Origin of the sequence: Salmonella sp. SJTUF15570 (assembly GCF_043357055.1) — a bacterium.
Taxonomy (GTDB): domain Bacteria; phylum Pseudomonadota; class Gammaproteobacteria; order Enterobacterales; family Enterobacteriaceae; genus Salmonella; species Salmonella enterica.
In genome coordinates, this window is record NZ_JBEUKJ010000003.1 from 132,524 (window position 1) to 153,742 (window position 21,219).

General features: G+C 51.0%; 20 protein-coding genes. 11 read left to right on the forward strand and 9 right to left on the reverse strand.

Annotated features, from left to right (window positions below; translation table 11 throughout):
• Positions 1-36: 36 nt before the first annotated feature.
• Positions 37-1,890, reverse strand: a complete 1,854-nt coding sequence (locus ABVN44_RS06975) for a DUF262 domain-containing protein (RefSeq protein ID WP_023231485.1) — start codon at positions 1,888-1,890, stop codon at positions 37-39.
• A gap of 135 nt (positions 1,891-2,025) precedes the next feature.
• On the opposite strand from ABVN44_RS06975, the gene ABVN44_RS06980 reads away from it, so the two are divergent.
• A complete protein-coding gene (locus ABVN44_RS06980; RefSeq protein ID WP_023231486.1) occupies positions 2,026-2,946 on the forward strand; it encodes a DUF5655 domain-containing protein in 921 nt (306 codons plus the stop codon).
• A gap of 76 nt (positions 2,947-3,022) precedes the next feature.
• On the opposite strand, the gene yjiS is transcribed toward ABVN44_RS06980, so the two are convergent.
• Positions 3,023-3,187 (reverse strand): DUF1127 domain-containing protein YjiS, encoded by a 165-nt coding sequence (gene yjiS / locus ABVN44_RS06985; RefSeq protein ID WP_000397916.1) that lies wholly within the window; start codon positions 3,185-3,187, stop codon positions 3,023-3,025.
• Here yjiS and ABVN44_RS06990 point away from each other — a divergent pair.
• Positions 3,154-3,297: a hypothetical protein gene (locus tag ABVN44_RS06990; RefSeq protein ID WP_001595639.1), complete on the forward strand. Its 144-nt coding sequence runs from the start codon at positions 3,154-3,156 to the stop codon at positions 3,295-3,297. The genes yjiS and ABVN44_RS06990 overlap by 34 nt on opposite strands.
• Before the next feature lie 94 nt (positions 3,298-3,391).
• On the opposite strand, the gene ABVN44_RS06995 is transcribed toward ABVN44_RS06990, so the two are convergent.
• A complete protein-coding gene (locus ABVN44_RS06995; RefSeq protein ID WP_023231487.1) occupies positions 3,392-4,762 on the reverse strand; it encodes an NAD-dependent succinate-semialdehyde dehydrogenase in 1,371 nt (456 codons plus the stop codon).
• Positions 4,763-4,942: 180 nt separating this feature from the next.
• Complete coding sequence (locus ABVN44_RS07000; RefSeq protein ID WP_000749991.1) at positions 4,943-5,908, reverse strand: Rpn family recombination-promoting nuclease/putative transposase; 966 nt, start codon at positions 5,906-5,908, stop codon at positions 4,943-4,945.
• Between the two features lie 478 nt (positions 5,909-6,386).
• Between ABVN44_RS07000 and mdtM the strand changes: the two genes are divergently transcribed.
• The 7 genes from mdtM (at position 6,387) to hypT (ending at position 14,604) form a co-directional block, all read left to right on the forward strand.
• On the forward strand, positions 6,387-7,628 hold the full coding sequence (gene mdtM / locus ABVN44_RS07005; RefSeq protein ID WP_052908358.1) for a multidrug efflux MFS transporter MdtM: 1,242 nt from the start codon (positions 6,387-6,389) through the stop codon (positions 7,626-7,628).
• Positions 7,629-7,714: 86 nt separating this feature from the next.
• Positions 7,715-8,986, forward strand: a complete 1,272-nt coding sequence (locus tag ABVN44_RS07010; protein WP_001033037.1) for a DUF445 domain-containing protein — start codon at positions 7,715-7,717, stop codon at positions 8,984-8,986.
• Between the two features lie 219 nt (positions 8,987-9,205).
• Positions 9,206-10,390, forward strand: coding sequence for an MFS transporter (locus ABVN44_RS07015; protein WP_000233266.1), 1,185 nt, complete (start codon positions 9,206-9,208; stop codon positions 10,388-10,390).
• Positions 10,391-11,262: 872 nt separating this feature from the next.
• Positions 11,263-11,934: a nucleoside recognition domain-containing protein gene (locus ABVN44_RS07020; protein ID WP_000068752.1), complete on the forward strand. Its 672-nt coding sequence runs from the start codon at positions 11,263-11,265 to the stop codon at positions 11,932-11,934.
• Complete coding sequence (locus ABVN44_RS07025) at positions 11,931-12,392, forward strand: YjiG family protein (protein ID WP_000211979.1); 462 nt, start codon at positions 11,931-11,933, stop codon at positions 12,390-12,392. Before ABVN44_RS07020 ends, ABVN44_RS07025 begins: the two co-directional genes overlap by 4 nt.
• Positions 12,393-12,404: 12 nt before the next feature.
• A complete protein-coding gene (gene iadA, locus ABVN44_RS07030) occupies positions 12,405-13,577 on the forward strand; it encodes a beta-aspartyl-peptidase (protein WP_021294479.1) in 1,173 nt (390 codons plus the stop codon).
• A gap of 118 nt (positions 13,578-13,695) precedes the next feature.
• On the forward strand, positions 13,696-14,604 hold the full coding sequence (gene hypT / locus ABVN44_RS07035; protein WP_000383509.1) for a hypochlorite stress DNA-binding transcriptional regulator HypT: 909 nt from the start codon (positions 13,696-13,698) through the stop codon (positions 14,602-14,604).
• A gap of 5 nt (positions 14,605-14,609) precedes the next feature.
• Here the strand turns inward: hypT and ABVN44_RS07040 are convergent, their stop codons facing one another.
• The gene (locus tag ABVN44_RS07040) at positions 14,610-15,344 is read right to left on the reverse strand and encodes an aspartate/glutamate racemase family protein (protein ID WP_000683247.1); all 735 of its coding nucleotides are present in this window, start codon (positions 15,342-15,344) and stop codon (positions 14,610-14,612) included.
• A gap of 238 nt (positions 15,345-15,582) precedes the next feature.
• A complete protein-coding gene (locus tag ABVN44_RS07045; RefSeq protein WP_000907671.1) occupies positions 15,583-16,113 on the reverse strand; it encodes an Hcp family type VI secretion system effector in 531 nt (176 codons plus the stop codon).
• A 716-nt stretch (positions 16,114-16,829) separates the two neighbouring features.
• Between ABVN44_RS07045 and trpS the strand changes: the two genes are divergently transcribed.
• Complete coding sequence (trpS, locus tag ABVN44_RS07050; RefSeq protein ID WP_023231488.1) at positions 16,830-17,843, forward strand: tryptophan--tRNA ligase; 1,014 nt, start codon at positions 16,830-16,832, stop codon at positions 17,841-17,843.
• Here trpS and uxuR read toward each other — a convergent pair whose 3' ends face one another.
• Positions 17,844-18,617 (reverse strand): Uxu operon transcriptional regulator, encoded by a 774-nt coding sequence (uxuR, locus tag ABVN44_RS07055; protein ID WP_000841654.1) that lies wholly within the window; start codon positions 18,615-18,617, stop codon positions 17,844-17,846.
• A gap of 349 nt (positions 18,618-18,966) precedes the next feature.
• Here uxuR and ABVN44_RS07060 point away from each other — a divergent pair, with 349 nt between their 5' ends.
• Positions 18,967-19,641, forward strand: a complete 675-nt coding sequence (locus ABVN44_RS07060) for a dienelactone hydrolase family protein (RefSeq protein ID WP_000588698.1) — start codon at positions 18,967-18,969, stop codon at positions 19,639-19,641.
• Here the strand turns inward: ABVN44_RS07060 and ABVN44_RS07065 are convergent.
• Together ABVN44_RS07065 and ABVN44_RS07070 are read right to left on the reverse strand one after the other, a co-directional pair.
• On the reverse strand, positions 19,638-20,099 hold the full coding sequence (locus tag ABVN44_RS07065; RefSeq protein WP_023231489.1) for a DUF302 domain-containing protein: 462 nt from the start codon (positions 20,097-20,099) through the stop codon (positions 19,638-19,640). The two genes, ABVN44_RS07060 and ABVN44_RS07065, sit on opposite strands and share 4 nt — an antisense overlap.
• 204 nt (positions 20,100-20,303) lie before the next feature.
• Entirely contained in the window at positions 20,304-21,215 is a 912-nt protein-coding gene (locus ABVN44_RS07070) for an STM4504/CBY_0614 family protein (protein WP_023203351.1), read from the reverse strand.
• Positions 21,216-21,219 lie beyond the last annotated feature (4 nt).

The window sequence follows — 21,219 nt, forward strand, 5'->3', positions numbered from 1 at the left end:
CCCAAGTGCGATTTAATTCGTACCTGGGTTGCAGTATCAGACATCAATCTCGTCTGTTGCTGTCTCTAATTCAGCAACATCATCCTGACTAATATTTTTCCCCATTGCCGCTTCGATCAATTTCAGCAATTGTTTTTTTCGATCGGCAAAAAATGCCTCGAAACTATCCTGCCGTAACAGCGAAGGCTCAATAAAGTGGCTGCGTAGGATCGCATCCATCTCGGCATTCTCCAGACCTACCTGCGGATGCGTCTGGATCTGCGACAGATATTCAGCCGGAGATCTCCCACCAATCATTCGATTGGCCTTATAGGAGATTGACGTTTTATTAATGATAGAGTTATACACCGCTGGGCTAACATTATTATTCTCACACCATATCTTAGGGAAAATATGGTGGATATCGAGTGCAATCTCACCAAAATCCAGCTTCTGGATAGTCGACTTCCAGAAAAAGTCTTGAGCGCCATTGCGTAGGATCAACACGCTTAGCGCTTTATACGCGGCGCTCAATCGGGAGCGTAACGTCAATAAACGCCCGGGCTGGAATGATGCTTCATAAATGGTACGCGGTTCTTCACCGTCCCTCTCAATCCAGTTTAGTAACTCTTCCACATCGTTTGCGATACGTGTTTCTACCGCGCCGCCGTACAGTTCCCCCAGGACACCGCACCAGAACCAGCGCGCCAGTTTGTCATAAATTTTGGGCTCCAGCCAATTGCCTTGTAATTGCGATAATACTGCCGCCAGCGGCACAAGCTGCGTACGATAAGGAAGATCCCATGAGTGCATAAAACATTCATGATGGAGAAATTTAGCGGCAAGTAAGAAGCCTTTTTCCACATCGTCGGCCCAGCAATGATAATCTTCAAGAGAAAGCGCTAATACTGAAACACGTTTAGCACTTACTGCAGTAACTGATTTCCCTGTCTTCCCTTCGGCCAGATCGGCACGCCGTTTTTTTAGCGTATTCAATATGCTGATAGCCTGTAAAAAGTCTGTCGGCTCTACGCCCTGTAGGATAGCTTCTTTATTCAGTACATTTCGGCGGCCAAATTTTTGACGCAAATTACTGCCAAACCAGTCATCCCGAAGATTAAACCCATCAGCCGCAAAACTGGCGGTCACCAGTTCAAATACGGATAGTGGAACACCACCGGTATTAACCTTTTCAAACACCAGGCAAACGGCCTCTTTGCTAGTTGATTTACCCAATTTGATAACAGGCAGCAAATAGTTCCTAAAGGCATTCAGAATTTTTTCACGGAACTGCATATAAGTGAAAAACTTTTCTTGTGAACACTTATATAAATGACTTTCCCATGCATCAGAGTTGATAATTTGGTTACAAGGGAAAAATAATGCTTCGCACTCTTTTTGCACGGTAGAAAAATCCATTTCAACCGTTTCCCCAAATGAGTTAACAAAAGTTTTTATATCACGACCAAAATTCATCGTTACTTTTTTAGACTTTTCAACAGAAATAAAAGCTTCATCAAGCCTATTGTCCAGAGCGGCCTCAATATCAATATAATAAAAACGGTCTATCTGCTTTCCTTTCTCGTTAAAAGTCTTAACGGGCGTATCCAGCATCAGGACTTGAGTCAAGGACGTTAAACGTTGCTGGCCATCCAGAATCAACATCTCAGGCTCGGTTTTCTGCAATTCTACATTTTCAACGGGACGCACCTGGAAGCGAACTTCTCCCCCAGTCTCCAGCAGCATAACCGCACCAACGGGAAAAGAACGGGCAATACTAACCAGCAAAGACCGGACATGCTCATCATCCCATACCCACCCTCTCTGGAAATCAGGCAACTGTACCCGTCCATCAGTAATCTGCCCCAGGATATCTTTTAAAGCAATTTTCGTCGTGTCAAACGTACTCATTCTGGCGCTCCTGCCATTTTCTCTTTTCAAATTAATAAATTACCACAAATAACATATCCTCAGACTCAATTTTATGCTTTCTGATTCTACTCTGTGCAGTATCATACCCGGTAATATGAAAGACAGGAGGGATCCATGAGCGATATCCAGCTTTTCCGCCTCGGTGGCGGGAAAGTACAAGAACTGCCGGGCAAAGCCGCAGCCATTGAAAAAGATCTGCAAATGCTGATCGAATCCCATATGGAAACATTCCTTGGCGTCCGCTTTCTCGAGACCGAATACCGCACGGGTAAAAACCATCGTGGACGAATTGATTCCCTCGGCCTCGACGAAAATAACTGCCCGGTGATTATTGAATATAAACGCCACAGCAATGAAAACGTCATTAACCAAGGGCTCTTTTATCTCGACTGGCTGCTCGATCATAAAGCGGAATTTCAGTTGCTGGTGATGGAGAAAATAAGTAAAACCGCGGCCAAAGTCATTGACTGGTCCGGCACACGGTTAATCTGTATTGCCGCCGATTTTAATAAATACGACGAACATGCCGTTCAGCAAATCAACCGCAATATCAACCTGATTCGCTACAAGCTTTTTGCCGACGACCTGTTAATGCTGGAATTGTTTAACGCCGTGGTCGAAAATAGCCCTCAGTACATCATCGCGAACGGTTCCGTCAGCAGCGGTAAACGCCATACCCGCACGCAGCGCGAACAGCTCTCTTCGGCCTCTCCCGCGCTGCTTTCATTATATGAACAGCTAAAAAGTTATGTGCTGTCACTCAGTGATGAGGTTCAGTTTAAAGAGCTTAAGCTCTATGACGCCTTCCGCCTCATTCGCAACTTTCTGTGCGTAGCCGTTTATCCCGTGACCGACCCACACCTACGCCTGTGGCTGAAAATCAATCCACAGCATATCCAGCTTGAAGAAGGATTTAGCCGGGACGTCACGCATATTGGCCACTGGGGAACCGGCGACGTCGAATTGATTGTGCGTAACGAACACGATCTGGATAAAGCCAAACTGCTGATCGAGAAAGCCTGGCAGGAAAATTAGCGTTCCAGGATACCCGCCTACTGGAGAGGTTAAGATAAGATTATCCAGCCTTTCCAGTTTTACTGGCTCTTATCTGTTATTCCACATCCTTCTTTTCCAACCCAATATCCCTTAACTGCTCGTCACTCATTCGTCGCAGCGCCTGACAGGCTCGCTTACGCAGCCACCACCTTTTTAGCGCCCGTCTGAGCTGCACAAAGCCAATGAATGGTTGTCTGGGGCGGTTCTCGTAAAATTCCATACCGGCCTCCGCATAGAACAGAAAATGCGGGCATCATGAATGTCTGTACAAACAATACCGGGATAAAAAGCACGGTTAGTGCAACGTGGATAAATAAGGAGGGCAATTGAGGGGGTTTTGTTCGCTTATTTCGTTCTGATTTAAGATCCGCGTCCTTCGCTGCAAAAAGCCAGGCCCCTCCCGATTTCAGAGGGGCAACAGGGATTAGCGGCGCACCACTACCAGCTTCTGGTTCACAAACTCCTTAATCCCCAGATCCGATAGCTCGCGTCCGAAGCCCGAACGCTTAACGCCGCCGAACGGCAGCTCCGCTGCGGTGTCGGTCAGCCAGTTGATATAAACCATCCCGGTTTCAATCCGGGAGGCCATGCGTTTAGCGCGTTCGATATTCTGACTAAACACCGCGCCGCCCAGGCCGTAGTGGGAATCGTTGGCGAGTTTTACCGCCTCGTCATCGTCTTTCACCACATACATCTGCGCCACCGGGCCGAAGAACTCTTCAAAGTACGCCGGGTTGTCACGCGTAATGTGGGTCAGAATGGTCGGCTCAAAGAAGTTGCCTTTGCTTTCCAGCGGCTTGCCGCCAACGTGCAGCGTCGCGCCATTTTTCACCGCTTCCTCGACCTGTCTGGTCAATGTTTCCAGCGCATCTTTCGACGACAGCGGCCCCAGTTCGGTAGAAGCGTCCATCTGATCCCCCACCTTCACCTTCCTGAACGCCTCGGTGAACTGGCTGAGGAATTGATCGGCGATTTTCTCATGCAGGATAAAGCGCTTCGCCGCCGTACATACCTGCCCCGCATTAGTGAGCCGTGCCTGCACGCCAATTTTCACCGCTTTCTCAAGATCGGCATCGTCCAGCACGACGAACACATCGTTCCCGCCCAGTTCCAGCGTCGATTTTTTAATGTGCTTCGCCGCCTGTGCCGCCACGGCGCTCCCCGCTTTTTCAGATCCGGTCAGCGCCGCGCCCTGCACGCGCGGGTCGGCGATGATATTCGCCACCTGATCGGAGGAAATAAACAGGTTGGTCCATGCGCCGTCCGGCGCGCCGGCTTCACGCACCAGATGGGCAAACGTCTCGGCACAGTGCGGTACGATGCTGGCATGTTTCGCCAGCACCGGGTTACCAGCGGCCAGGTTCGGCGCCAGCACACGCATCAACTGATAGTACGGGAAGTTCCACGGCTCAACGGCCATGATGACGCCAATCGGATGATGTTCTACCCACGCGTCGCCAAACTCGGTTTTATAAGGCACCGGGGCAAGAAACTGCTTCGCGTTATCCGCATAATAGCGAGCGATCTGCGCACACAGTTTGACTTCGCCACGGCTCTGCTCGATGAGCTTGCCCATCTCCTGGCTGGCGATTTTTGCCAGTTCTTCAACACGGCTGTCGATCAAGTCAGCCAGCTTATGCAGTACCGGCAAACGTTGGTCAATCTCTCCCCTGGACCAGTCGGAGTGATAGAGCGCGTCAGCTTTTTGCAGCGCGGCTTCAATATCCGCGTCCGTGTGCGGGGGGTACTCTTTAATGAGCTGATTATTGGCAGGATTCACTGTCTGGTAAGCCATATCACATGTCTCCTTGTTATCGTCATTAAGGCAGCCGGAAATGCCGCTCAGAACAATAAGGGTAGTAGAGATGGCTGGCGCTATCGGTAAAGTTCGGTATATTCGTGAGGTTATCAGCGATAATTATAGAGAGCGTTGCCCGGTGGGCACCGGGCCTGCAACATTCAGACTGGAACCGCGTTAGTGGCTAACATCCTGAAGCTCTTCAGCCGTAAGGCCGGTGAACCGCTGGACAGTCTCGCGGTCAAGTCCGTCCGCCAGCATCTGTCTGGCGATACGCAATGCGGCAACATGCTGACCTTTTTCCAGCCCTTTTTCTAATCCTTCTGCTAATCCTTCCTCCAGACCGAGCTGTCTCCCTTGCCGTTCCCCTTTTCTGCGATCCGCTGCGCGGATCCTCTCTATCAGCGTCATCAGTCTCTCCTTAGTGTGCGGGACATGCCCTACCACATCACGAATAAACGTGGTGAAACGAGGTGTATGTCCGTGCTGAATCATAAGATAATTAAACAGCGCTTTAAGCTGCCTGTCATTAGCGCAACCAGTAACTAACAGCGAAGCAATCCGTTCAACCAGTCCCAGCAGGTCCCGCTGGCGGATATGTTTTTGGATGAGCTCCAGCAGCGCAATGCGGCGGTGCTGCATAATGTCATCATCCGATACCACCGTAATATCGACCAGCGGAAAGGCAGCGGCATAGAGTCTTCTTGCCACTTCCGGGTTCGCAAACTCATCCAGCCAGCACAGCGAAAAAGGATACGGGCTATCAACACCGTGATAAAACAGCATCGGCACCACCAGCGGAAGATGCTTATGCCCCGCATCCAGATGCTGTTGCATTGCCGCCATCGCATACCGCATCAGCCGAAACGCCATATGCGCATCCGGCGTGCTCTGATGTTCAATCACGACGTAAATATAACCGTCGCCCTCGCGCGTTTTCAGCGACCAAAGCACATCGGAATAATAGGCTCGCAGATTTTTTTCAATAAAACTGCCGGGTTCCAGCTTTAGCGTCCGCAGGTCGCAAAGCTGGCGTAACGACACCGGCAGATGAATCTCCATAAAATCGCGGGCGGTTTCCGGGTGGCGCAAAAAGGTTTTAAACACCGCATCATGCGGTGTTGAGGTCGTCGATTTTTTCATGGCGCTCCGTCACCCCAAACCAGGAAGCTGCGACTCTACCTCCTGAAAATTCCTTTCTCATCCGTACCTTTTCAGCATTGCGAGGCGCGACGGAAGATAAATCCTGTTATCTGTAATGCATATGCTTTTTCGGAACTGAACACGCAAAATGCCAGTCTGCGCGCCCTGCCTTTATCTTTATTAACCAGACAAACTCTTTTGATTAACATCAAAATTTAATTACACTTAATGTGTATATTTTCCGTGCAACGTAAATTTCCCGAGGTGTGATGTGCTGATTGTTATCTGTAATCGCCACACGTTCTGACGAGATTCAGAACGCGTCTCTTCCTGTCTGTGTTTTCACCGGCAGCGTTTTTGATTACATGAAATTCAGTACATCCGCAGCCGCTGTTTCCATCGCCTGCCTGACGTCACGATGACGGTATTGAGTTTCGCTGTCCCATCATAGGGTTCTCCGACATGGAGCGCATTTTTTATGCAACGGATTATTCAGTTTTTCTCCCAACGCGCCACAACGTTATTTTTCCCGATGGCGCTGATTTTGTACGATTTTGCCGCCTATCTGACGACGGATCTGATTCAGCCTGGCATCATTTACGTCGTGCGCGATTTTAACGCTGACGTCAGTCTTGCGCCGGCCTCGGTCAGTCTCTATCTGGCAGGCGGAATGGCGTTGCAATGGCTTCTGGGGCCGCTATCCGACAGGATTGGCCGCCGGCCAGTGCTGATTGCAGGCGCATTAATTTTTACTCTCGCCTGCGCGGCAACGCTGTTGACGACCTCAATGACGCAGTTTCTGGTTGCCCGTTTTGTGCAGGGCACCAGCATTTGCTTTATCGCAACGGTCGGCTACGTCACGGTACAGGAGGCCTTCGGTCAAACCAAAGCCATTAAGCTGATGGCGATTATTACCTCCATTGTGCTGGTCGCTCCGGTTATCGGCCCGCTCTCCGGCGCCGCGCTGATGCACTTCGTTCACTGGAAGGTACTGTTCGGTATTATTGCGGTGATGGGACTGTTGGCGTTGTGCGGCCTGCTGCTGGCGATGCCAGAAACGGTGCAACGCGGCGCGGTGCCGTTCAGCGCGGTGAGCGTACTGTGCGATTTTCGTAATGTGTTTCGCAACCCGATTTTTCTCACCGGGGCGGCGACGCTGTCGTTGAGCTACATCCCGATGATGAGCTGGGTGGCGGTGTCGCCGGTGATCCTGATCGATGCCGGCGGGATGAGTACTTCGCAATTCGCCTGGGCGCAGGTGCCCGTATTCGGCGCGGTGATCGTGGCCAATATGATCGTTGTGCGCCTGGTGAAAGATCCGACCCGACCGCGTTTTATCTGGCGCGCCGTACCAATCCAGTTAAGCGGGCTGGCGACATTGCTCCTCGGTAATCTTCTTCTGCCGCACGTCTGGCTTTGGTCTGTGCTGGGCACCAGCCTGTACGCGTTCGGCATTGGCATGATTTTCCCGACGCTGTTTCGCTTCACGCTTTTCTCCAACAACTTGCCAAAAGGGACGGTTTCGGCCTCGCTGAACATGGTGATTCTGACGGTGATGGCGGTGTCGGTCGAAGTTGGCCGCTGGCTGTGGTTTCACGGCGGGAGACTGCCGTTTCACCTGCTGGCAGCGGTAGCCGGGGTGATCGTGGTCTTCACCCTGGCGACATTATTACAGCGCGTGCGCCAGCATGAGGCGGCAGAACTGGCCGCTGAGAAGTAAACACTCTGCCGGATAGAGGCTTATCCGGCAAAGGATAACCTGATGTTTTTTGCACGTTCCTGCCGTCTGGCTCTATCCTTAACCCTATGAATAAAATCGCCGAACTCAAACGCGCCAAACGCCTGGCGCTCTCACTGTTGCTGATAGCCGCCGCGACGTTTGTGACCACGCTTTTCCTGCCGCCCAGTTTTTGGGTGCTGGGCGTAAAAGCTATTGCCGAAGCGGCGATGGTTGGCGCGCTGGCGGACTGGTTTGCCGTGGTGGCGCTGTTTCGCCGCATTCCCATTCCGTTTATTTCACGACATACGGCGATTATTCCCCGTAATAAAGACCGAATCGGCGAAAATCTTGGGCAATTTGTGCAGGAGAAGTTCCTTGATACGCAGTCGCTGATCGCGCTAATCCGCCGCCATGAACCCGCGCTGCTTATCGGAAACTGGTTCAGCCAGCCGGACAACGCCAGCCGGGTCGGGCAGCATCTGCTGCAAATTATGAGCGGCTTTCTGGAACTGACCGATGACGCCCGTATTCAGCGGCTGCTCAAGCGAGCGGTACATAAGGCGATTGATAAAGTGGATCTTTCCGGCACCAGCGCCCTGATGCTGGAAAGCATGACCAAAAACGATCGTCACCAGGTGTTACTCGATACGCTGATCGCCCAGCTTATCGCCCTGTTACAGCGTGACAGCTCCCGAACATTTATCGCCAGACAGATCATACGCTGGCTGGAAACCGAGCATCCGTTAAAAGCGAAGATTCTGCCGACCGAATGGCTGGGAGAACACAGCGCTGAACTGGTCTCCGACGCGGTAAATTCTCTGCTGGATGATATCAGTCACGACCGCGCGCATCAGATTCGTCATGCCTTCGATCGCGCGACGTATAGGCTGATCGATAAACTTAAACATGATCCGGAAATGGCTGCCCGGGCAGAAAACATTAAAAGTTACCTGAAGGAAGATGAGGCGTTTAACCGTTATCTCGGCGAGATCTGGGCGGATCTGCGCCAGTGGTTAAAAACAGATATCAACGCCGAAGACTCGAAGGTGAAGCAGCGCATCGCTCATGCCGGACAATGGTTTGGCGAGACGCTGATCGCCGACGACGCATTACGCGCCTCGCTTAACGGTCATCTGGAACAGGCCGCGCACCGCGTCGCGCCGGAATTCGCCGCCTTCCTGACGCGCCACATCAGCGATACCGTAAAAGGCTGGGATGCGCGCGATATGTCGCAGCAGATTGAGCTTAATATCGGTAAAGATTTGCAGTTTATCCGCGTGAACGGCACGCTGGTCGGCGGCGCTATTGGTCTGGTGTTATATTTACTGTCGCAAATACCGGCACTGCTCAGTATCTAAGAAGGGGAAGGCGCAATTCTCGTTCAGATTAACTGCCAAACCCCGCACGTGGGAGGCATTAATTTAATGCCATTTCCCACCGATGCCCCTCTTCTCAATCCGCTATTCGCCTGCGCTTCACTTTCTTTTCTTGCAAATTTGAAACATTAATTTTACTTTTTATTATCATTTACAACAACAATCCGGCATTCCTGCCTTACTTTAGCAAAGAGAAAAACCATGGTTCATGCTCAGAGCGCTTCACCTCGCCATCCCATTTTTACGGCGCTTTTCGGTATGATGGTATTGACGCTGGGGATGGGAGTTGGCCGCTTTCTGTATACGCCCATGCTGCCAGTAATGCTGGCGGAAAAGCAGCTAACGTTTAACCAACTCTCCTGGATTGCCAGCGCCAATTATGCAGGGTACCTGGCGGGAAGCTTACTGTTTTCCTTTGGCCTTTTTCATCTCCCCTCTCGTCTACGCCCCATGCTGCTGGCTTCGGCGGTCGCCACCGGTATTCTTATTCTGTCTATGGCGATATTTACTCAGCCCGCGGTCGTCATGTTGGTGCGCTTCCTGGCAGGCGTCGCGAGTGCGGGAATGATGATTTTTGGATCAATGATTGTGTTGCATCATACCCGCCATCCGTTTGTGATCGCCGCGCTCTTTTCCGGCGTCGGGGCCGGGATTGCACTGGGCAACGAATATGTCATTGGCGGTTTACATTATGCGCTTTCGGCCCATTCGCTATGGCTGGGGGCCGGAGCGCTCGCCGGTATATTGCTATTAATCGTGGCAATGTTGATTCCCCCCCGCGCTCATGCGCTGCCGCCTGCGCCCTTAGCAAGAATCGAAAATCAGCCTATGCCCTGGTGGCAACTGGCGCTGTTGTACGGTTTCGCCGGATTCGGCTACATCATTGTCGCCACCTATTTGCCGCTGATGGCGAAAAGCGCGGGCTCTCCGCTACTCACGGCGCACCTTTGGTCGTTGGTCGGCCTGGCGATCATTCCCGGCTGCTTCGGCTGGCTGTGGGCGGCAAAACATTGGGGCGTCCTACCATGCCTGACCGCGAACCTGTTGATCCAGAGCGCCTGCGTGCTACTGTCTCTCGCCAGCGACTCGTTGTTGCTGTTAATACTGAGCAGTATTGGTTTTGGCGCCACGTTTATGGGCACAACCTCGCTGGTGATGCCGCTTGCCCGACAACTCAGCGCGCCGGGCAATATTAATTTGTTAGGCCTGGTGACGCTAACGTATGGTATTGGGCAAATTCTCGGTCCGCTCGCCGCCAGTCTGTCAGGCAATGGCGCGTCGGCAATTATCAACGCCACGCTTTGCGGCGCCGCGGCGCTCTTTTTTGCCGCGCTGATCAGCGCCGCGCAGCAGATAAAACAAAAACGGTTTGTGATACGTGAATAAGCGGTAGAGTAAACCCGCGCTATCCGCACCGGGTTGTATCTTTAATGCTATTCGCGGCGCAATGCGGATCTGTTTTTAATAGCACATCCTCAACACGTTATTTCAGGGTAAAGATGCCACTAAAAACTATACTTATTCTATGGTCATTAGTGCTATTAATCTGCCTATTATTTTATATACCCTTCCTACCTCAAGTGGCTTCTGTGTTGGCTACGGATTACCCGGCCCATCCATGGGCCTCGCCCTGACGGGCCGTTGCTCACCCCAGTTACATCGTTATCTATGCTCCTGGGGACTCACTCCCTTGCCGCCTTTAAGCAACTCGAATTATTTTGGCTATATATTCCATTATGATGATTATCGCTGCCTCTCAAATCATCACAATTATAAATAAATCACATCATGAAATTAATTCGATTATTCGTTTTTTATTACCTGCCCGTAGGATTCTTAGGGCGCAAGCTGACCTATCAGCGGCTACTGACCTGACCGTGACAATTCCTCTTAAGGCGTGAAAAATTACAGTAAAAAAGTAAAATTTAGGTTAAAAAATCCTATTTTTTAACAACGATAATTAAGTGGCGTGAAATTGACTAACGTCAAATTTATTTCTCCTTTTTTCCTGCTCCCAGCTCCGGCCTGCGTCAACACCTGTTTCTTTGCTTTTTTACCTCGCGTTATACCGTCCACGGTTCCCCGCGCCTCCGGCAGTAGCGAGGATGGTGATTTTTCGCGCTGCTATGCAAGAAACGCATAGTACGATACATACTTGCATTTTGCCCTTACCCTCATGACTGATAAGGTCTTTCTGTTTCGGGCTTTTTGGCCTGTGGCTACAACCAACACATCATCAAAAAAATTCGGGGATCGCTATGGCGCAACAAGTGGACGGGGCGGCCATGCCGCTTGATACAGAAAAGGTCGGGATAAAGGGATACCTGGCGTTTTTTCTCACCATTATTTTCTTTTCCGGCGTATTTTCCGGAAGCGAAGGCTGGTGGCGCGTTTTTGATTTTACCGTACTCAACGGGTCATTCGGACATGTGACCGGTACGCAGACCTTTCGCGGCGCGGGCGGAACGGGCGCGAAAGATGGCTTCCTTTTTGCGCTGGAGCTGGCACCGTCGGTTATCCTTTCTCTGGGTATCATCGCGATTACGGATGGACTGGGCGGTCTGCGGGCGGCACAGCAACTGATGACGCCCATCCTGAAACCGTTGCTTGGCATTCCCGGTATTTGCTCACTGGCGCTGATCGCCAACCTGCAAAATACCGACGCCGCGGCGGGTATGACCAAAGAACTGGCGCAGGAAGGCGAAATCACTGAACGCGATAAAGTGATTTTTGCCGCCTGGCAGACCAGCGGCAGCGCTATTATCACCAACTATTTCTCCTCCGGCGTTGCAGTATTCGCCTTTCTGGGAACGTCAGTCATCATTCCGCTGGTGGTCATTCTGCTATTCAAATTTATCGGCGCAAACCTTTTGCGCGTCTGGATTAACATCGAAGAACGCCGTCACCCTGCGCAAGGAGCCCAATCATGACGACTCAGGTACGTAAGAATGTCATGGATATGTTTATCGATGGCGCACGCCGCGGTTTTACCATCGCCACGACCAACCTGTTACCCAATGTGGTCATGGCATTTGTCATTATTCAGGCGCTGAAAATTACCGGTCTGCTCGACTGGGTAGGCCATATCTGCCAGCCCGTGATGGCGTTGTGGGGGCTTCCCGGCGAAGCGGCTACGGTGCTTCTGGCTTCGCTGATGAGTATGGGCGGCGCCGTTGGCGTGGCGGCCAGTCTGGCTACCGCCGGTGCGCTAAGCGGCCACGATGTTACCGTACTACTGCCAGCCATTTACCTGATGGGAAACCCGGTACAGAATGTCGGCCGCTGTCTCGGTACTGCCGAAGTCAACGCCAAATATTACCCGCATATTATCGCAGTCTGCGCCATCAATGCGCTGCTGTCGATCTGGGTCATGCAGCTTATTGTTTAATAAGGAGTTATCATGCCTGATTTATCCGCCGCGGAGTTTACCTTGTTACAGGGTGCGCACCTGTTTGCGCCAGAAGACCGGGGCATCTGCGATGTTCTACTCGCGAATGGCAAAATTATTGCCGTCGGCGCTGACATCCCCGGCGATATCGTACCGGACTGTGCGGTGATTAATCTTAGCGGCCGTATGCTGTGCCCGGGCTTTATCGACCAACACGTTCATCTGATCGGCGGCGGCGGCGAAGCGGGGCCGACGACGCGGACGCCGGAAGTCTCTCTGAGCCGCCTGACGGAAGCCGGGATAACAACGGTCGTCGGCCTGCTTGGCACCGACTCCGTCAGCCGTCATCCCGCGTCGCTGTTAGCCAAAACGCGAGCGCTAAATGAGGAGGGGATCACCGCCTGGATGCTCACGGGCGCTTATCACGTTCCGTCGCCGACCATTACTGGCTCGGTAGAAAAAGACGTCGCGCTGATCGATCGCGTCATTGGCGTGAAATGCGCAGTCTCCGACCACCGTTCCGCCGCACCCAGCGGGAATCAACTCGCCAGCATGGCCGCCGAATCACGCGTTGGCGGCCTGCTGGGGGGCAAACCTGGTGTCAGCGTTTTTCATATGGGCAGCAGCAAAAAAGGGTTACAGCCGCTGTATGACATCCTGGAAAACAGCGACGTGCCGATCGGTAAACTGCTGCCTACCCACGTCAACCGTAGCGAATCTCTTTTCGAGCAGGCGCTGGCGTTTGCGCTTAAAGGCGGCGTGATCGACATTACCACCAGTATCCCGGATCCCGTCGCGCCGGCGGAGGGCATTGCCAGAGCGGTAAAAGCCGGCGTCCCGCTTTCCCGGGTGACGCTCAGTTCAGACGGTAACGGCAGCCAGCCGCTATTTGACGCTGCCGGAAATCTGACGGGTATCGGCGTCGCGGGCTTCGAAAGTTTGCTGGAGACGTTGCAGACGCTGGTTAATCACTACGGATTCAGCCTGACCGATGCTCTGCGTCCGCTGACAACCAGCGTAGCCGCCTTCCTCAGTCTGGACGGCAAAGGCGAAATCCGTCCCGGTCACGATGCGGATCTGCTCGTCTTTAGCGCAGATTTACGCATTGAGCAGGTGTATGCGCGCGGCAAACGCATGGTCAATGAGGGGAAAGCCTGCGTAAAAGGTACCTTTGAACCGGCGTAATTCCTGCTAGTTTCAGGCTGCCCCATCGCGGCATTCTGAAAGAGGACGGGATAAGCGGTTGTCAGCCGCCCGAATGGACGTAGAATGCCCCTTCGGGCGGCTGACAGGATAACGGTAAATGGATGTAACTGGAGCAGGTTTGCACAATATTGAGACAAAATGGCTGTATGATTTTCTGACGCTGGAAAAGTGCCGCAATTTCTCTCAGGCCGCCATTATCCGCAACGTATCGCAACCCGCTTTTAGCCGGCGGATTCGCGCCCTGGAACATGCCGTGGGCGTTGAACTGTTTAACCGACAGGTCTCGCCGCTACAGCTTTCCGAACAGGGTAAAATCTTTCACTCTCAGGTTCGCCACCTGTTACAGCAGCTGGAAAGTAATCTGACTGAACTGCGCGGCGGCAGCGATTATACGCTGCGTAAAATCAAGATTGCCGCCGCCCACTCGCTCTCCCTCGGCCTGTTGCCGACTATCGTTAAGCAGATGCCGACGCAGTTTACCTACGCCGTTGAGGCGATAGATGTCGACCAGGCGGTGGATATGTTACGTGAGGGGCAAAGCGATTTTATCTTTTCCTATCACGATGAAAACCTGCAACAAGCGCCGTTTGATAATATCCGCCTGTTTGAGTCGAGACTGTTTCCGGTTTGCGCCAACAATGGCCGGGGCGAGCCGCGCTATACGCTTGAGCAGCCGCACTTTCCCCTGCTTAATTACAGTCAGAACTCCTATATGGGCCGGCTGATAAATCGTACTCTGACTCGCCATGCTGAACTGAGTTTCAGTACATTTTTCGTCTCTTCGATGAGTGAATTGTTAAAACAGGTTGCGATGGACGGCTGCGGAATCGCCTGGTTGCCCGAGTATGCTATCCGTCAGGAGATTACCGACGGGCGCCTGATAGTGCTTGATGCCGACGAACTGGTTATTCCGATTCAGGCTTATGCTTATCGCATGAATACCCGCATGAGTCAGGTAGCCGAAACATTTTGGCGCGACCTGCGTGGGCTTCAGGCCGCGCTGTAAACACCTCAGGCGGTAAGGCGTTGCTCCCCGGTCAAAGAGGCGCGGGTGTCTGGCCAGGACTCATACCAACGAATCGCCGCGCGCACCAGCGACGCTGTGGAATCAATCATCGGGCACGCTATCGCGCGTTCATGTCCGGCCACAATAAGCGGAATTTCGGTACACCCCATAATAATTGCCTGAGCGCCACGGGCAATAAGGCTATCGATTTGCGGCAGCAGCAGCGCTTGCGCCGCAGTTTTATCGCCACGTTTAAGCGTATAAATAGCCTGCATTACCAACGCCTGCCCCGCGTCTTCTGGCTGAATTAACGTCAGCCCCCGCGCCAGCGCTTTCTTTTGATATAACCCGGTCGCCAGCGTCGCATTGGTCGCCAGCAGACCAACGTGCCGCGCCGATGGTGGAATATCCCCCAGGGTAGCGTCCAGGATGCTGATCATTCGCGCTTTCGCGACGTTCTGTAAATCATCAAACCAATAATGCGCAGTGTTGCATGGGATAACGATACACTCCGCCCCGGCGTCTTCCAGCATATGCAGATAACGCTCCAGATAACGGTATGGCGAAGGCCCGCCGGATAACAGACATGCTGTACGATCGGGAATATCAGGGATAGAGCTGACAATGAGCGGGATGTGTTGTTGATCACAACTGGCATGTCGCAATTCAACAAATTTTTCCAACATATCCGCCGTTGCCGCAGGTCCCATCCCCCCCAGTATCCCAATGGTGTGTTTCATCGCTTTTCCCGCTTATTTACGTCAAGGTCAGAAACACACTATCAACTTGATGTGTATATAAAAAATGCCGTTTTATTAGCGGCTATGCGTAAAAATCATAACGGGTGTAAGGGCCATGCGTTATCGCCTTTTCAGGCAATCGATTGGTTACATGAGCGCTCATCAGCCTTCGCAAGCCGCTAAATGCCATTTCGCTATACAGCATCGCCCACTGCGAGTCCGCAAGCTTGTTTTGTCCTCATCGCCACAGCGCCTGTCGGTGAAGGGGCCGCCGTGTTTTGCTTTTCGACGCTAATGCGGGAATATCCCAGCGAATATGGCTATAAACCAAATCCACGGTCTCCGTGGCGCTGCCTTCGGCGTCGCCATGATTGCTCATGCGTGAAATTCGCACATTGGTGAGCGTATAAATAATAAATGGCAGCATTGCGCCCTTATCACGACGGCATAATGTCAGCACGCCTTCTTTCACCGTTTTCCCGTTACAATAGTGCTCATAGAGGCCAGGCGTAGCAAGATCGACTGGCTTTGTCAGCGTCAACCCTCCAATATATGTCCCTCTCGCTTCGCCGGACTCCCGTTTTGTCGGGTTGTGGTTGTAAGCAATAAGTTTTATTTGGTTTTCAAAACCTTTGATCCGGCTTTCGCCTTCAATACCGTCCAGTTTTAAATAGATGGCGTCCATCCCCCCTCCGTGATTATCATGCGGCAAAGCAGGCTGACAAGGACGGAACGCCAACAATGAAAGAACGTTCCATTTTCCAGCCATTTCGTTGGTGTCTCTGTATACCAGATTAAATACGACAATCTGCTATAACTGGATTCTTGCTAAATACCTTCTGCCATCAACAATCCATTTTACAATAGCGCTACTGACCTGAAATCTATTACGCCAGGCATTCAAGCATCGTTTCCTGAATAACCATAGCCGCTATAAGAACCATATCAAAAAAGAAATATCAATATCATTTCTTATTTTTATCCGAGAAATTACTTAATTCCACAGAATCGGAATATAGACAATTCTTATTCCTTTTCACATCAATGGGCTTTTTAGACTTTTGTCATATCGAAAACAACCATTCCAATAGAACATATTTACTATGTGAATATATTTAATGTTTTTATCGCGCACAGTGTTATCACAGTAATAAATGATTTGCATCAAAAATGCGCCTTTCAGCGCCACGTATTTTTGGGCAGCAAATTATAAAATCGCGTTTCAAAGTCAGTAACATGTTCTCTGTTCAGGCGATATGACTTTATGCCCGGACGACACGCCAGCCGCTTTACCCTTACGTTTAGTCGTGATACGTTAGATCACATGAACACGAAACGATCCAACGCTACGCAACGTCATCTCCGCTGGTGGCTGCCTTCCTGAAGGCGGCACGGATCACTATCCCTCTTTAAGTAGCCGCCGAAAGGCGGCTACTGTGTTTCGGGACGTCTTTCGGCTTTACAGTAAGCATAAAGGAGTCCTTAATGAACACCCTTCCCATCATTCTGACTGGCGATCGCCCCACCGGCTCGCTGCACCTCGGCCATTATGTCGGTTCACTGCGCCAGCGCGTCGCGCTACAGCAGGATCACCAACAGTATGTCCTGATTGCCGACCTGCAGGGACTCACCGATAACGGCAGTAATCCGCAAAAAATCCGCGATAATATTCCGCAAGTGTTAGCTGACTATCTGGCCGTCGGCATCGATCCCGCGCTAACGACGATCTGCCTGCAATCCGCGTTACCCGCCCTCGCCGAATTAACGGTGCTGTATATGAATATTGTTACCGTCGCCCGAGTGGAGCGTAATCCTACGGTAAAAAATGAGATTGCCCAAAAAGGCTTTACCCGTTCCCTGCCGGTCGGGTTCATGGCGTATCCCATTAGCCAGGCGGCAGATATCACCGCCTTTAAGGCCGAAATGGTACCGGTTGGCGACGACCAATTGCCCATGATTGAGCAAACGAATGAGATCGTTCATAAGATGAATAGTCTTTTCTCCTCGCCGATATTGCGACCCTGTCAGGCGCTCCTGAGCGATACGGGCCGTCTGCCAGGCATTGACGGCAGCGCCAAGATGTCGAAATCGCTCGGCAATACCCTGCTTCTTTCCGCCAGCGAAGAGACCATCCACCGTGCGGTCAGCGCGATGTACACCGATCCCAACCATTTAAAAATTAGCGATCCGGGAAAAATAGAAGGTAACGTCGTCTTTACGTGGCTGGATGCGTTCCATCCGGATAAAACCAAAGTCGCGGCGATGAAAGCACATTATCAACAAGGCGGATTAGGCGACCGTGTCTGTAAAAATGAGCTGGAGACCTGCCTGCAAGAACTGATCGCGCCCATACGCGAACGACGGGCAACCTTTATTGCAGATAAGGGAATGCTAATGGAATTACTGAAAAAAGGTAGCGAGCGGGCCCATGAGGTCACTCAAAAGACGTTACAGGAAGTAAAACGTGGACTGGGTCTGCCCACGCTATTCCAGGTATAATCAGGCATCAACGTTGTCCAGCGGCCATGACTCAAACAGATAGCCATCAAAGTAGATGTCATCAACATTGGAAAACTCCAGCAGACGCTGCTTCACGTTTTCCAGGTGCTGCCACATCGCCAGCTTCGCTGCGCGGGCGTCTTTCTTAATTAACGCCGCGAGGATCTGCTTATGATCGACCAGCCACTCCTTACGGTAAAGCGTATCGCCCAGATGGCTATGAAGCTGGAGCCACATCGGATTATTTTCACGCCATTGCCAGGACTGACGGAAGAGCTCTACCAACATACTGTTATGGGTCGCTTCGGCAATGGCCAGATGAAACTGCATATCGCCGCTTTCTGAGCCGCCCGGCGCGCTGGAGGCGAGCTCTCGCTCTTCCAGTTGTAACGCCTGGCGCATTTTAATGATGTCTTCGCGGGTGGCTTGCAGAGCGGCAAATTCAGCGATATTGCTTTCCAGCAACTGACGCGCCTGTAACAGTTCAAACGGCCCGGCGTCATTACAGTGATTGACGTCAGCGCCTTCCATCTCGTTATTATCCGCGCTGTCGAGCACGTAGATCCCGGCGCCGCGGCGGACTTCAACCAGACCTTTAATTTCCAGCATGATCAGCGCTTCACGCACGACGGTACGCGTCACATTGAGCCTCTCAGCGATCTCTCTTTCCGGCGGCAAGCGCTCCCCGGGGCGGTACGGCGTCTGAACAATCAGATCCCGTATCATTGCGCCCACTTCCTGGTAAGGTCTTTGCTGAGAAGTGTTTGATTTCATATTGGTCGTGCCCGTCCGATGCGATTTCCCGGTATCAGACTATAGCATTTGTAAAGAGGGATAGCACGCGTAGCACACCAAAAACGCGAAACTGGTCAACCAACAAAATAATAATGCGCCCCGTTTCGCTAGTGAGGCCAGATGAAAGGAAAGGCAGTAGACAATACACGACTGATGTTCCACCTTTAGCTCTGATGCCTGAATATGAACAGCACATTGGTTTACCAATATAAAATTTATCAACCAAAAATCAGGCCATAAAATGTGTCTGTACATTGACAGGAACAATGTCTCTGACATAGCGTGATCGGCGAAAATCCAGCCGCTCTCTTTGTATCAAGAACGCGTTATGATAAAAGACACCGTGTTTTTCGCCCCAGGCGTATCCGGGGGAAGCAACGCCTCCAGTTTGTCGAGCCGCCATCGCCGGGCAGCGATTATTCTGCATGAAATTTATGGTATTAACGCTCATATCCAACGCGCAGGCCATGAATGGATGACGCGCGGATTCGACATCTATATTCCCGCGCTGTTTCCTCACCATACCCCCTTTCGCTATGAACAGCAGCAGGAGGCTTACCGTCACTTTTCAGCAAATGTCGGCTTTGATCCCGCCGTCGTTACCACATTACTCCACGAGCTCAGAACGCAGTACGAGACGCTAATCGTCGTAGGATATAGCGTCGGCGCAACGCTCGCATGGCTAAGTGCAGCCAGTGGGTTATGCGATGGCGTCATTTGCTATTACGGTTCCCGTATACGCCAGTACCTTCATCTTGCGCCTCTCTGTCCGGCACTGGTTATTATCGCGCGTTATGAGCCGGCGTTTGATCCCCTCGCCATGCGACAGGCGCTGGAAAAGCGCCCCCGGGTGCAGTGTAAAATGTACGATGCGCGGCACGGGTTCTGTGATGCTGATAGCGCCACGTTCGATGCCGCCTTGTCGCATCAGGTAATGGACGATGTGAGCGCATTTATTCGCGACATCACCCGTGCAAACACATCGCCCGATTTTCAGCTTTAGTGGAGACTTTTTTCAACGAGCTGTTCCAGTTTTTTCAAAGCCTGTATATCTGCGGCATCAAGACCATAACGTTGCAGCGTTTCAGCGGGATGATAACTGACTAACGTTCGCCCATCGGCTTGCTGGCTAATGAGCACCCGAAACGGTAAATCCAGCGCCAGTTCGGGATGCGCCAGCATGAGAGGCGTTCCGCCTTTAGGATTGCCAAAGACCAGAACCGTTGTCGGCGGCATTTTCAGGTTAACATTCTGTGCCGCTCTGGCATGGTCAAATTCCCCAAATAACACCAGACCGTGATCGGCGACAGCGTGCATCAACCGCGCTCGGGTCTGCAAATAGTCATAAGCGCTGTAGGTTTTAACCATGGTTATCGCTCCATCCTCCGTTGCAAAGCCAGGCCTTATTAAGATTAACATCAGGGTTATTGCCAATAAAAAAGGCTTTAAAATAGCGCTCATTCTTCTCTCTCCCTGACCCAATACCCATGAGTAAATGCGACACAGATGATATGCAGTTTAAAAATCAGTCATCGTACTGTACCCCTTATTATTGCACTGAACAGCTCATCACTAAAAAAACAGACGGCAGAACAAAAAATTCCGACGTCTGAACAAATTTAAATAACGATGATCCAGTCTGACTGAGCGACAGCGCGATCATTATTATGGCGCGACACTGTCTTCTTCAGCCCGCTGGGTAAGAAAAAATATACTCCGCTCAGTAAGATAATAGATACTACAGGCCAACTCTTCAGAGATACGGAGCATCATTGCGTAGTGATGATGCGACTTTTCTGGCGCCATCGGCAGAAATATTTCTGACTCCAGCACGTCACTTAAAAAATGAAATTTATGTACATATTCAGCAGATATAACGCCTCTCGCCATCAGATTAGCCATTAGTGTATTTAAACTATCTTGTTCATGATATACGATACCTTTTCTCTCATGAATTCTGAGAATAACGCTTCTGAAGGCTGCATGACATTCCCTTACGACACAGGCAAAATCATTAAGTATCAGGCGATTATACGCTTCCATAAGATCATATTCGACAAAGCCATACTCTCCAGGAGAGTACAAATAATAACATATGTTTTTAAGCCGTTTTATTCTGCGCAGCCTTACAATTCTACCATTTTCATATCGATATTTTAAACTATGCTCATGAAATATATTATTTAATTCACTAATCGCCTTATCCGGTTCTAACCCAAGCGTAACTTCATAGGTTCGAAGGTAGGTATCTATATAGTTAAAAGCAAGCTCAATGGTATCAATATGCTTTCTTTTATCATCTGTTTTTAATAACAGATTACTCATTTCATCCAGATATGACGTTGAATGCGCATATAAGGTGAATAAGCCATACTCTTTGCGCAACGTTTTACATATTCTTCGATAAACTTCGTCAGAATGACTATTATGATAGCAGTATAATGTCATATCATAAAAAGAGGAGCAATTCCCTAACGTATTAATAATCAATAAGATTATTTGCTCGCGTATTTCTAACGGAATATCTTCATATAACAGATCGCTATGCCTTAGTGAGTATGGTCTAAAGGTGTGCATTCCT